Here is a 12,779-nt window from a genome sequence, read left to right as displayed (position 1 = left end):
TCAAACTTTCTCCCTGTATTTTTTTTCTATTGCACTTATTTTTTCTACTCGGGCTTGATGCCTTCCTCCTTCAAAATCGGTATTTAAAAATTCTCTCACAATTTCTACAGCTAAACCTGCTCCTATCACCCTGGCTCCTAATGCTAAAATATTGGCATTGTTGTGTTTTCTAGTCATGCGCGCAGTAAAAAGGTCATTACAAAGAGCCGCCCTTATACCCGGTATTTTATTAGCAGCAATAGAAATACCTATCCCTGTTCCACATATTATAATTCCAGGAATATTTTGCTTCAATACCTCCTCTGCCACCTTTTCGGCAATATCAGGATAATCTACAGAATCAAAGGTATCTGTACCGCAGTTTATAACTTCATACCCTTCCTGTCTTAAAAAAGCGGCAATCTCCTCTTTAAGAGCTACTCCAGCATGGTCATTTCCTATAGCTACTTTCATTTCAAATCTCCTTCCTTATCCTCTTCTGCTTCTGATAGCAAACGCTCTATAACCATCTGTAAACTTTCTTTTAACTGCCCTGCAGTTTTAAAATATTCTTCCTGTCCCCTCCCAAAAGGGTCATATATTTCACCTTCAATCCCTGCATATTCCATAAGGGTAAAAATCTTGTTTTCAGCTTCCGGAAATCTATCTAGTAAAATCTCTTTGTGTTCACCGGTCATAGCAAGAATTAAATCTGCATCCTTCACTAAATCTGGATAGACCGGTTGAGATAAATGGTCATTCAAATCAATATTTTCCTTTTTCATAGCTTCCACAGCTTCTCTGCTCGCCTTCATTCCTTCACGCGCAAAAATCCCTGCCGACAGAACATTATACTTATCCTTTAACCCCTTCTCCTCTAGAAGTTTTAAAAAAAGAGCTGCTGCCATAGGACTTCGGCAGGTATTGCCTGTGCATACAAACAAAATATTGGTTATATCCATATCGCTCCCCCTTTAAAATACCAACTTTACCGCCAACCCTAAGAGAATAATTCCTCCTGCTATTTGCGCATAACTCCCTACTATTCGACTGAAGATCCTGCCTCCTATAAAACCTAAAAAAGTCATAAAACCTGCAACTATTCCCATAATAACGACTGTAACAACAATCGGCATCCCTAATGTTCCCAAACTGAATCCTACGGTTAAAGCATCAACACTTACTGAAAAAGCCAGAACTAATATTGTTTTTAAATCATCCTGTATAATCTCTCCATTTTTTTTAAGCCTTTTTTTGGCCTCGGCAAACGATATGGTTTCCCCTCTTATATCGCGATAGCCGTGTCTTAAAAAATTTATCCCGATATATACCAGTATAACTGCACCAAGCCTTCCTGCCCAAACCCCTAATATTTTCCCTGCAGCCAGCCCTAAACTTAAACCTAAAAGGGGCATTATAATATGCATGACCCCTACTGTAGAGGCAAACTTAATTTCATATTTACGGCTTACCCCATTAAGCCCCATGCCCATGGATAGGGAAAAAGCATCCATCCCCAAAACGACTGCAACTAAAATTACAGTTATAAGCTGTTCTGACATTTCAATTTACCTCTCTGCTAAAAATCATTTTTTTATTTCACTACTGCCTTATAAATCCTATCTATCAGTGATTTATTCAGTCCTTCCCTGTCCTCAGGCAGGGGAGCAAAGATTAAAGCTTCTATTCCGTTTTTTTCTGCATCTCGTAAAAGGGAAAAAAAAGATATACCCTTTTTTCTTAGATCTAATCGGTATTCTTTGTATCCTGCTGATAAATCATGCATCTTCTTATCATAAAATACTATTCCTATCTTCTGCGGTTCAACACTCTGCCTTAAAAGCAGTGATTGAAAATCATCTTCATTCTGTGCTAACAGCACCCTGGTCTTAATCATATAATGTTTATCCTGACCTTTAAGGTCAACTTCCAGCACATCAGTTCCTAAAACTCTTTCCAAATCTTCTATACCAAGGCCTCCAGTTCTTAAAACCTTAAGCCTTTCACCTGTCATATCAAGAACGGTAGATTCCAGCCCCACTCCAGTTTCTCCAGCATCTAACACTAAAGCAACCCTTCCGTCTAAATCCTGTCTTACATGTTCTGCATTTACCGGACTAGGTCTTCCCGAAAGATTGGCACTGGTCGCTGCCAAAGGCCCGGTCATATCTATAAGGGCTTTGGCCACTGGATGAGAAGGCATTCTTAACCCTACACTCGTTTTTCCTCCGGTAACCTCTGGCGGAACATTATTTCTGGCCGGTAAGATTAAGGATAAAGGTCCAGGCCAAAAAGCATCCATAAGCTTTAAAGCCAAATCAGGAACTTCATCAGCTACCATATAAACCTGTTCAAAAGAGCTTAAATGCACTAAAAGAGGAGTATCTGCCGGTCTTTCCTTGGCCCTAAACACTTTTTTTACCGCCTCACGGTCGTAGAAAACTGCTCCAACACCATAAACAGTTTCCGTAGGAAAAACTACTATCTCTCCCTTTTTTAAAAGCTCTGCCGCCTTTTTAAGTATATAAAGTTCGGGCTTTTTCGGATTTATTTTATAATATGTGGTTTCCAAAAAATTACTCCTCCTTTTTAGCCTTTATAACCCTGTCCCTTCCGGCTAAATCTTTTATTATTTCTGCGCTGGCAAAATCTTTTACTACCTTTAATGCTTCTTCAGCCTGGTTATAGCCTATCTCTATCAACAGATACCCATTGTTTTCAAGAAGTTCATAAGCCTCAGGCACCAGCCGCCTGTATATATCAAGCCCATCACCAGGGGCAAACAAAGCTAAACGCGGTTCATATCCCCTAACTGTAATATCTAATGCTTCATACTCTGCTTCGTTTATATAAGGCAAATTAGCCGTAATGATATGAAACCTTTCTTCATCTTTAAAAGGCTCTAAAAGATCCCCCTGACCTAAAACCAGCTCCACTCCGTTTCTCTGCGCATTTTCGCGGGCTACATCTAAAGCTTCGGGAGATATGTCAGTTGCATATACCTTTGCCTTTTTAAGGTAAAAAGCCAAACTTACTGCTATTGCTCCCGAACCTGTCCCTACATCACAAATTCTAATTTCACCCTCAAAATCTTCTGCCGCTTTCATGGCAGTTTCCACCAGAATCTCTGTATCCGGCCTAGGAATTAAAACATGATGATTAACTTTAAAATCAAGGGACATAAATTCTTTATGTTCAGTTATATAAGCAAGCGGTTCCCCTCTTACCCTTCTTTTTATCCATTCTTTGTAAATCTCCCGCTCATTCCGGTTAACCGGTAAATCATAATTGGTATACAAATAAACCCGGTCTTTACCTAAAGCCTCGGCAAGAAGAAGTTCCGCCTCTAAACGCGGCTTGTCAAGGCCTTTCTCTGAAAAATACCGGGTTGTCCAATCTAATAAATCTCTTATTCTCCATATATTCTGCACTTAATCCACCTGTTTCATGCGCTCAGTCTGGTCGTGGGTAATTAAAGCATCGATAATCTCATCTAAATGTCCTTCTAGTATATAGTCAAGCTTATGCAGGGTAAGGTTGATGCGATGGTCGCTTACCCTTCCCTGTGGGAAGTTGTAAGTACGAATGCGTTCGCTTCTATCTCCACTCCCTACCTGGTTTTTTCTTTCTCCTGCCAGTTCAGCATTTTTCTGTTCTTCCAGAAGTTCTTTAAGTCTAGCTCTCAAAACCCTTAAAGCTTTAGCTTTATTTTTATGCTGCGACTTTTCATCCTGGCAGGTTACCACCAGACCGGTAGGAATATGAGTAATCCTCACTGCTGATTGAGTAGTATTAACTGACTGCCCTCCCGGGCCGCTGGAACAGTAAACATCAATCCTTAAATCGTTGGGGTCAATCTCTACCTCCACTTCTTCTGCTTCTGGAAGAACTGCAACCGTAGCGGCCGAAGTATGAATCCTGCCCCCTGACTCAGTAGCAGGAACCCTTTGCACCCTGTGTACACCTGACTCATATTTTAATTTGCTGTATGCACCCTGTCCTTCAACCACAAAGATTATTTCCTTTATCCCGCCTATATCCGTATAATGAGCATCCATTATTTCTATCTTCCAGCCCTGCTCTTCTGCATAGCGGCTGTACATACGGAAAAGATCATGGGCAAAAAGAGCTGCTTCCTCTCCTCCCGTACCGGCACGAATTTCCATAATTACGCTTTTCTCATCATTCGGATCCTTCGGCAAAAGCAGCACTTTAAGTTCATGTTCCAGTTTTTTTTGCCTTGCTATAAGATTATCTCTCTCCTCCACGAGCATCTGCCTGAACTCAGGATCCTTTTCTCCTTCCAACATCTGTTTGGTCTCTTCCAAACCCTTCAAAACATCTTTATATTCTCTGAATTTAGTTACTATTTCCTCCAAATCAGCATGTGCCTTGGCATATTTCTGAAATTTCACCTGATCAGCAATGATATCAGGCTGACTCAATAGTTCAGTTAATTCATTATATTTATCTTCAAGCTTTTTCAGCTTTTCGTACATATAAACTGCCTCCCTTGCTCCTTAAATCTTTTAGCTCTTCACCAGGACTGCATCAACTGATACTCTTTCTTCCAATATCGTATGTCCCGGGATAACCGCTTTTAATGCTGTCAAAGCTACCTCAATCTGCTCATCATCAGGTTCCCTTGTTGTAAGCTTCTGCAACCACAACCCCGGTGCAATTAAAATTTTCGCCCACCTTAGGTGGTAGTATTTGCCAGAAAGCCTTATAAATTCATATCCTATGCCTGCAACCACCGGCAAAGCCAGCAGCCTTGACCATATCCGGTAAAAAAGGCTACCTTCCCCCAAAAGAGCGAAAACCAATATGGAAACTATCATAACCGTTAATAAAAAACTGGTTCCACAGCGGGGATGCAAAGTGCTATATTTGCGAACATTTTCAACCGTAAGCTCTTCTCCGGCTTCCAATGCTGAGATAGATTTATGTTCTGCACCATGGTACATAAAAACACGTTCAATATCCTCTAATTTGGAAATAAGATAAATATACAAAAGAAAGAAAATAATCCTTATAGTTCCTTCCACAACATTCTGCAAGAATACTCCTCTTAAAAAGGGACTTACAAAATGGACAATTCCCACAGGTAGTATTATAAACAAAAACACGGCAAGAATAAAAGCGGTAAGAGTAGTAAACAAAATTTCAGCAAAGCTCAGTTCTTCTTCCTCTTCCTCTACTGACATATTGGCTGACTTGTTGAGCATCCTTACCCCTAAAACCATAGAAATAATCAGCATATAAGTGCCCCTTATAAAAGGCCATTTAAGCCAGACAAGTTTAGGAGAAAGAGGTTTAAGCTCTTCTTTTTCCAAAACTATATCTCCATCAGGCCGGCGCACAGCAACTGCAACTTTATTTTTTCCCTTCATCATAACACCTTCTATCACTGCCATGCCGCCATATTGTATATCTTTATTCATAAATATCACCAAATCATAATTTTATTTAAAAATCACAAACCTTAAGATCTCCATTAAGAAAAATAGCAGAGACAATTGCTCTGCTATAATTTAATCTAAGCCGTACTTTTTCTTGAACTTGTCTACTCTTCCGGTGGTATCAACTACTCTGGTCTTACTTCCCGTGTAGAAAGGATGACATTTAGAACAAAGTTCTACGCGGATATCCTTTTTAGTTGAACCTACTTCTACTTCATTGCCACAGGCACATCTAATAGTAGTTCGATAATATTGAGGATGAATACCTGCCTTCACTATTCTCACCTCTCTTCAAATGAGGATATATCATTATATATAAACTGCATTTCAGGCCAATACCCCTGAATAAACTGCAAGAATCATTATAACAAGAAAAAAAACAAAACTCAAGGGGATATTAATTTCTATCTATTCATACCATATATTTATAAATAAACCGATTTCTATAATTCTACAATGCGATTTTATCAATATTGCCAATCGGCGGTAAACCTATTTGATTTTCCGATAGCGGACACGAAAAAAGCTCCTTTATATTATAAAAATATTCGGATGTTATTTTTCTTATCATTTCTTTACCCCCTTTACCTTCCACAAAATCAGTAAATATCCGATAAATATTTATCCTTCCATGCTCTTCTATAAAACCTGCGCTTTTAGTTTTATACTCCTCAAATAATCCCCTCGTCCATAAAATACTGTTTGGATTATCGATATTAAATATAGAAATATATTGATTATTCATTATCGTGTCAATAATAAACAGATCTTTAAAATATTCACTTTCTAAATCCTCTATTATGACAACTGGCGACAAATTGCCTAACAAAAAATCTTTGCCGAAATAGCGCTTCATGCAGTTTAAATAGGCATACTTATATAAATCTTTATAATTTATAGTAATATGGTTATTAAAATCTTCTTTTTCGGTAAAATTAGCCGTAGTTAACAAAGAGTTTAAATCCCTAAAGTTATACATATAAAGTGATATATCGGATACCTTTATTCCATCTTTTTTTCTGGGAGGATATTTATTAATATAGCCATCTATTGTGGGAACATCTTTTAAACAAAAACTCTTATCACTGTATAGAATATCGAACTTAAAGTTTTTGATATACTCATAATCCATTCCTCCCCCCCGGACATAAAGAGCTGCTACAATAGGGAAAGGCGTTTTCCTTGTCTTTGCAAATTCGCTGCTTGAAAATATAATTGCCTTTTTGAGCTGGTAATTATCCTTAAATTCCTTTAACAGATTAAAATTAGTTTTCTTAATCAAATAAGATAAAGGATGAAGGATACATACTACATCTGCTTTCAGTTTATTAAAAGCCCTTAAAAAAGATAAACCATAATCACGCGTTTTAATATCATCATCAATACCTAATCCAATATCAGCTGATTTTTTCTCTGTCTTTTTATTTTTTGAAGTTATATCATTATATGGAGGATTACCTATCACAATTACAAAATCATTGCCGCTTAAATTATACTTAGCCCTATTCACCTGCAGCAAAAAGTTTTCATTATAAATTTCAACATTATCCATCTTCAACATTTGCAAAAGCCGGACAGCGTTTTTATCTATATCATTGCCTACTATTCTTACACTTCCAAAATTGTCATTATAATTTAAAAAAGCACCGCAACCGCAAGCAGGATCGAAAATAACAGCATTTTCTTTTATATATGGTCTAATATACGAATAAACAAGCTCTACAAGAAACTTAGGGGTATAATATTTACCGTATACTATCCTGTCTAAATCTGAAAGGAGTTTATTAAAATTGTGTTTTATAAAGTTATAAATTTCAAATGTTGATAATTCAAGTTTTTTAATTTTTCTTAAAATATCATCTGAAATACCAACTCGTCCTTCTGTTTCCATACTATTTAAAGCCTCCAGCATAAATAACACTGCCTCAATCTTCGAAATACTATATCTTCTACTTATGTTTTTAATTATACTCACAATTTGTTCATCTATATTATTCCTTGACAAATATTGTTCCCCTCCTTTAATTTAGGACTCTGATTTTTTTAAGTTTAATACTTATGTTTTTCCCAAACAAATTAATTATAGCCAAAAACACAAGAATCAAATAAAATACAAGTAATCGTTCGACAAAAATATTATATTTCCCTTTTCACAACATCCTCAAAGGAAAATTAATATCCCTATCGAAAATGATAAGTGACTTCATCTCTTCTTAGGCTAATTAACGTGCAAAGTTCTCATCAAAGGGGAGGAATTGTTCGTGAGAATTGAAGTTAATAACGAAGGAAATATCGAAGTAATAATAAATGCTAATAACGAAGGGAAATTCAGATTTAAAAAAAGAGAAAATAAATACAGTTTTGGGGAAACCTTTGCAACGCGAAACAATCCCTTTGACAAAACTACATACTTAGAATGGCAGATCAGTTATGATATCCTCGAAAAGGAAGTCAAAAATCCGAAAGAACTTCGAATACCCAATACTTTTATTGCAAGCAATGGAAAAAAGAAATATCCCGTAGAATTGTCAGACATCTTCTATTTAGCGCTCAAGCAGGGACTTCTTTCACTTGAACAGGCTAATGATTTGCTGCGAGAAATTGAATCTTACAACGACTTCATTGACCATAAATCGATAAAAACAAAAAGTCAAATAAAAGAAGTTAGCCTTAATGAAGCTATAAAATTCAGGGAAACCAGCATTGAGCTGCCTACACTTTTTTTTGATGCCACACCAGATGAAACTACAATAGAAATTTCCATAAAACAGCAGCAGTATGCCTCTGGGGTTCAACCCATGGTGTATTTCTGCATTCCAATTACCTCTTTCATAAATCATACACAAATTTTGGGAAAAACCTCCAAAAAAGGAGACACACTGATTTATATTTTTGATAAAAATAATGTGCAAAATCTTGTTAATCTGGTCAAAGTCTTTGGAATGGCTTCTAAGAAACATCATCATGATATTATAGAAATTACTAAGCTAATAATCTCAAAGGTTAAAAAAGAAATTTAAATTATATTTATTATTGATAAAGTTAAAAAAGCAGACCTTTGTTAATAATATAGGGCAGATATTAAGTTTAATATCTGCCCCTCTCTTTTTAATTTAATACCTGTACTTAAAGAAATACTGTTCAAAAAAAGTGTCATAACTGGTAAAAAGCCCTTCCTCATCTTCTTCCTCCTCTATTCTATTCATAAAAACATACAGCTTGGCATCTAAGTTGTCCATCATATGCAAAAGAAGGGCTTCAGGAAATAAAGGTTTAACAGGTGATCCATACTCTAAACTGCCGTGGTGGCTTAAAATCATATGTTTCAGCATTATAGGCAGCTCCTTTGGCATGTCTGGCCTTGTCATAACTAGTTTTTTCAAAGCCTCATCCAAAATTTCATGACCTAATACTATATGTCCTACCATTCTTCCGGGAACAGTATATTCAGGCAAGACATTCATCTCATATTCTTCAATTTTCCCTATATCATGCAAAAGAGCTCCGGTTATTAGGAGATCCCGGTTTAAACTAGGATAGATAGAAGCTGCTTTAATGCACAATTCAGCTACTCGTATCGTATGTTCCAAAAGACCACCAGCATAATTATGATGTATTTTTCTTGCCGCCGGAGCTTTAAAAAAAGCCCTTTTTATATCATCAGTAAAAATAATATCCAGTAAATCCTTAAGATATGAATCATCAACCATCTTTAGCATCTGTTCAAATCTATTAACAAGCTCTTCTATGCTTACGGACGGAGTCTTAAGATAAGAAGAAGGGTCTTCATCTAAAACCTTTACCTTCTTGGCTGTAATCTGAATACGGTTGTTATAACTCCCTACATCGCCTAGAATCCCTATAACCTTACCGGTTTGAAGAACCCCTCCTACCTGGCAATTTTCCCATACCACTACATCTATTTCCCCAGTAGAATCGCCTATCCTGAGATTTACAACCTCTCTGCCGTCCTTAGTTTTACGGTTATTTTTTTCCGTAATCAAAAACTTTCCCCATACCTGAGCCCCTTGAGCCATTTTTTTTATATCTTTAACCACATAAGGTCCTCTTTTATCCAAAAAAAACCTCTCCTCTCCAATGACTTACCTTTCAGCTATCGAACTGGATGAGTATATGACCCTATCTTTAATCCAGGCATTTCATATTTCAAGAGATTAATAAATTCCGTCATCCCTATTCCCGCTTCATCTGACGGGAAATACCGCATTATATAATCAGGGTCAATATTAAGATTGCGCATCTGAATCATATGCACATTATTCCTAGCAACAAAATCGAGCAAAGCCTCTATCTCTTCTTCTCTATCAGTAATCCCCGGAAAAACTAAAAGGTTTAACGATACTTTTATCCCTTTGTCTGCCGCATAGTTAATTGAATCTTTTACATCAGCTAAAGTATATCCTCTAGGCTGATGATAGCGGTTATAGTTCTCTTCAATACAGGAAAATATAGTAACCCTCATGGCATCAAGCCCGGCATCTGCCATCTTTTTTATTCCTCTGGTATATCCGGCATTAGTATTTATATTGACAGTCCCTCTCTCTGTCCTGCTGCGTATAATTTTTATCGCTTCAGCTAAAACCTCTGCATTTAGAGAAGGTTCACCTTCACATCCCTGTCCAAAGCTTATAATAGCATCATTTGCCTTTGTCAAATGTTCAATAGCTATCTGGCTTATTTCATGGGAAGTAGGTCTGAAATTAATCCGGTTCTGCGGAGATGGAACCCCGGCATGATCTTCCGATATACAACCAAGGCAATTGGCATTACAGCTTGGCATAGTAGGAATCCCGCCTTCCCATCTCTGATAAAAAATATTCTGGGCAGTAAAACAACTGTATTCTAAAGAACAACGGGCCAGTTGTCTTAATATGCGGTTATCCGGAAATTTTTCGAGCATACGATTTATCCTTGCAGGCAATCCTTCCGTGTTGTAATACACAGGATGCCATTTACGGTGTTCATCTGTCTTTACAGCTGCAACATAAATCTTATCTCCCTTAAGTCCTACCGCCGCATATCCAAATAAAGGCATATTCTTTTCAGAATCTCTTTTTACAAAAGCCGGCAACAAGGTGCGGGTAAATCCCTGCGGCAAAAGAGCCGCCACCGGACTAACCTTTTTTCGGACATTATAAGGATCCTTCTCTATGGCAACAACCCTTTCATCAAGTCCCAGCCCTACCGGCAAGCAATCAGGAATAGCCACCAAAGAAGCCCCTTTAGGCAGAGGAATCATCTCCATCTCCTCGGGAACCAGCCATTCATTGCCGCTGCGCCCCAACATCATGACGCCAGGATGTTCCAAAACTTCACCTTTTTCAGTAGCATATAAAGTCAAATACATACCCTAACCCTCAATTACTCAAAACTTACTCTATAAATAATAGAACAACATTATCTCAAAGTCCAGAAATCAACAAACGGGGACGGTTCTGATTTGACGAAAATTTACTTTTATTGGAAATTGGTAGGAGGGCTTTCCTTTCAGGTTTATTTAAATAAGAGCCCTTAAACCGGCTATAATCAAGAAGCTGGACGGATTAAAATTAAGCTGGTCTGTGGTTACAGCAAAATGATCAAAACAGAGCGATATACACCATAAAAAATTGATGCTGTTAATTTACACTTAATTGCGGTTTTTTCAGAACACGGGGCAGACGCCTGGACGGTAAATTGCAAAAATAAAGACTTCTTTTCCCCTGACAGGCATATATGCAGATTCTTTTAATAAGCTGTAACAGGTCAGAAACTAAACTGCATATGCGAAAGGAGGAACAATTATGCCCACCCCTTCGGCTCAGGCGGCCCTGGATATTTTGCGTGACAGCAGCCAGTTTCAATGGTATGTAATACCGTTACTGGCAATTACCATGTATATCTATGCCTTGGAAGCAGAGAACAATAACTGGAATGGTTTTTTTGCCGGGTTGGCCTTCTGGGGAATGGATTGGTTTAACGAGATATGGAACGGTCTGGTATTCCACTTTACTCAATATGCTCCTGTCTGGGGAGCTCCGGGCCAAACGGCCTTTTTAATCCTGATTGGTCTGAATATAGAAATATGTTTTATGTTTGCCATTGCCGGAATCGGCTGGTCTAAACTGCTTCTTAAAGATAAACATGCCCGAATTCTCGGTATCCCCAACCGCTGGTTCATAGCCGTCATAGGGTCACTCTTCTGTGTGGCAGTTGAAATGGGGCTGAACTTCATAGGAGCTCTGACCTGGAACTATTCCTGGTGGTGTATTTCTGCTCCGTGGCTGATCTTTTTAGTCGGTTACCTGCCTTTCTTCCTGGTTGCATTCTGGGTATATGACATGGACAGTATCAAAAAGAAGGCTATAACCGTAACCAGCATTTTTACAGTTGACATCCTATGCCTTATCACCTTTGGTGGAATACTCGGTTGGATTTAATCTTCGATATATTACAGGTACGGTTCTAATATCCCCCACTATCTCCAACCCTCTCTTCTTTTTCGTATTTTTCCAGGGCACCATTAAATTTAGATATAAAATTCAAAATTAGCCTCATCCAAGCATCCCCGGGCTGCTTCTTCCACAAAAGCGGGAGTAAACAGAACCGTCCCTGGAATTCACAATCCCCAACCAATTATGGAAAATAGATATTTAATGTAGTAATATTATCAGTATAAAAATTTGCTTATCATATTATCGGTAGGTGTATTTGAACAAGCTGTCATTTATCACTATATATAAAACCCGTTAATAAAAGCTGGATACCTGTTAGTACCCAAAACCGCAGAGCAAGGCCAGAAGCAGATTTACCAACAATTAAGACAAATAATAATCTACAACTCACCGCCAAAAACCAAGCGCCATTTTGGCAAACATTTCGGCAAAAACCTCAAATATGAAAGCAAATATATATTTCATTCTTTCTCAGAATATGAAGATTATAAAAGAAATGCTTTTTAAAACATGGCTGAGCTTTAGATACATTTTCTCCGCTACAAGAAATCAAGCCCAACCACTTAATGATGAACTGAAAGGGGGGATGCCTGGAAATTAGCGGGGACTATATTACTATATTAAGACAAGCTTACTGGATAGGGATTATAGGGTGCCCGGCTTAATAAGCTGGGATAATAGGGAATCAGGTGCAAATCCTGAGCAGCCCCCACTACTGTAACTCGGATGAAATCTTTCATATCCACTGTCTAAGTCTTAGATGGGAAGGGAAAGAAAGTAAGATGAAGAGAAGCCAGGAGACCTGCCCTATAATCGTAATATCCCCACACTTTGGGTGCGAAGTATGGAGATAGAGACAATTTAAAAGCGATTGTTTCTATTT

Annotated in this window: 13 protein-coding genes and 1 riboswitch; of the genes, 2 read left to right on the top strand and 11 right to left on the bottom strand. The window is 37.8% G+C overall.

What is annotated here, in order from left to right; genetic code table 11:
* The 9 genes from rpiB to H0Z36_RS00155 all read right to left on the bottom strand — a co-directional run bounded on the left by rpiB (window position 1) and on the right by H0Z36_RS00155 (window position 7,446).
* On the bottom strand, window positions 1-453 hold the full coding sequence (rpiB, locus tag H0Z36_RS00195; protein WP_296862745.1) for a ribose 5-phosphate isomerase B: 453 nt from the start codon (window positions 451-453) through the stop codon (window positions 1-3).
* A complete protein-coding gene (locus H0Z36_RS00190; protein ID WP_296862743.1) occupies window positions 450-941 on the bottom strand; it encodes a low molecular weight protein arginine phosphatase in 492 nt (163 codons plus the stop codon). The genes rpiB and H0Z36_RS00190 overlap by 4 nt, the downstream gene beginning before the upstream one ends.
* 12 nt (window positions 942-953) lie before the next feature.
* Complete coding sequence (locus H0Z36_RS00185) at window positions 954-1,541, bottom strand: manganese efflux pump (RefSeq protein WP_296862741.1); 588 nt, start codon at window positions 1,539-1,541, stop codon at window positions 954-956.
* Window positions 1,542-1,573: 32 nt separating this feature from the next.
* Window positions 1,574-2,551 (bottom strand): L-threonylcarbamoyladenylate synthase, encoded by a 978-nt coding sequence (locus H0Z36_RS00180; RefSeq protein WP_296862739.1) that lies wholly within the window; start codon window positions 2,549-2,551, stop codon window positions 1,574-1,576.
* A 4-nt stretch (window positions 2,552-2,555) separates the two neighbouring features.
* The gene (prmC, locus tag H0Z36_RS00175) at window positions 2,556-3,410 is read right to left on the bottom strand and encodes a peptide chain release factor N(5)-glutamine methyltransferase (protein ID WP_296862737.1); all 855 of its coding nucleotides are present in this window, start codon (window positions 3,408-3,410) and stop codon (window positions 2,556-2,558) included.
* Window positions 3,411-4,478, bottom strand: a complete 1,068-nt coding sequence (gene prfA, locus H0Z36_RS00170) for a peptide chain release factor 1 (RefSeq protein WP_296862735.1) — start codon at window positions 4,476-4,478, stop codon at window positions 3,411-3,413.
* 30 nt (window positions 4,479-4,508) lie between these two features.
* Complete coding sequence (locus H0Z36_RS00165; RefSeq protein WP_296862733.1) at window positions 4,509-5,423, bottom strand: DUF1385 domain-containing protein; 915 nt, start codon at window positions 5,421-5,423, stop codon at window positions 4,509-4,511.
* Window positions 5,424-5,513: 90 nt separating this feature from the next.
* Window positions 5,514-5,717: a 50S ribosomal protein L31 gene (gene rpmE / locus H0Z36_RS00160; RefSeq protein WP_296862731.1), complete on the bottom strand. Its 204-nt coding sequence runs from the start codon at window positions 5,715-5,717 to the stop codon at window positions 5,514-5,516.
* 175 nt (window positions 5,718-5,892) lie between these two features.
* Window positions 5,893-7,446, bottom strand: coding sequence for an N-6 DNA methylase (locus H0Z36_RS00155; protein ID WP_296862729.1), 1,554 nt, complete (start codon window positions 7,444-7,446; stop codon window positions 5,893-5,895).
* A gap of 256 nt (window positions 7,447-7,702) precedes the next feature.
* On the opposite strand from H0Z36_RS00155, the gene H0Z36_RS00150 reads away from it, so the two are divergent.
* Window positions 7,703-8,461, top strand: coding sequence for a R.Pab1 family restriction endonuclease (locus H0Z36_RS00150; protein ID WP_296862726.1), 759 nt, complete (start codon window positions 7,703-7,705; stop codon window positions 8,459-8,461).
* Between the two features lie 93 nt (window positions 8,462-8,554).
* Here H0Z36_RS00150 and H0Z36_RS00145 read toward each other — a convergent pair whose 3' ends face one another.
* Together H0Z36_RS00145 and H0Z36_RS00140 are read right to left on the bottom strand one after the other, a co-directional pair.
* On the bottom strand, window positions 8,555-9,520 hold the full coding sequence (locus H0Z36_RS00145; RefSeq protein ID WP_296862724.1) for an HD domain-containing protein: 966 nt from the start codon (window positions 9,518-9,520) through the stop codon (window positions 8,555-8,557).
* Between the two features lie 35 nt (window positions 9,521-9,555).
* Window positions 9,556-10,809: a radical SAM protein gene (locus tag H0Z36_RS00140; protein ID WP_296862722.1), complete on the bottom strand. Its 1,254-nt coding sequence runs from the start codon at window positions 10,807-10,809 to the stop codon at window positions 9,556-9,558.
* A 436-nt stretch (window positions 10,810-11,245) separates the two neighbouring features.
* On the opposite strand from H0Z36_RS00140, the gene H0Z36_RS00135 reads away from it, so the two are divergent.
* On the top strand, window positions 11,246-11,881 hold the full coding sequence (locus H0Z36_RS00135) for a hypothetical protein (protein ID WP_296862719.1): 636 nt from the start codon (window positions 11,246-11,248) through the stop codon (window positions 11,879-11,881).
* 648 nt (window positions 11,882-12,529) lie between these two features.
* Window positions 12,530-12,721, top strand: a riboswitch (cobalamin riboswitch).
* Window positions 12,722-12,779: the final 58 nt, after the last annotated feature.

Origin of the sequence: Thermosyntropha sp., assembly GCF_017656155.1 — a bacterium.
Taxonomy (GTDB): Bacteria; Bacillota; Syntrophomonadia; order Syntrophomonadales; family Syntrophomonadaceae; genus Thermosyntropha.
Note: the sequence above shows the minus strand (reverse complement) of the source record. Positions and strands in the feature narration are given on the sequence as shown.

Bases quoted from the DNA above. Each gene is read 5' to 3' on its own strand.
- rpiB (WP_296862745.1), bottom strand. From the start codon at position 453: ATGAAAGTAGCTATAGGAAATGACCATGCTGGAGTAGCTCTTAAAGAG.
- H0Z36_RS00190 (WP_296862743.1), bottom strand. From the start codon at position 941: ATGGATATAACCAATATTTTGTTTGTATGCACAGGCAATACCTGCCGA.
- H0Z36_RS00185 (WP_296862741.1), bottom strand. From the start codon at position 1,541: ATGTCAGAACAGCTTATAACTGTAATTTTAGTTGCAGTCGTTTTGGGG.
- prfA (WP_296862735.1), bottom strand. From the start codon at position 4,478: ATGTACGAAAAGCTGAAAAAGCTTGAAGATAAATATAATGAATTAACT.
- H0Z36_RS00165 (WP_296862733.1), bottom strand. From the start codon at position 5,423: ATGAATAAAGATATACAATATGGCGGCATGGCAGTGATAGAAGGTGTT.
- H0Z36_RS00140 (WP_296862722.1), bottom strand. From the start codon at position 10,809: ATGTATTTGACTTTATATGCTACTGAAAAAGGTGAAGTTTTGGAACAT.
- H0Z36_RS00135 (WP_296862719.1), top strand. From the start codon at position 11,246: ATGCCCACCCCTTCGGCTCAGGCGGCCCTGGATATTTTGCGTGACAGC.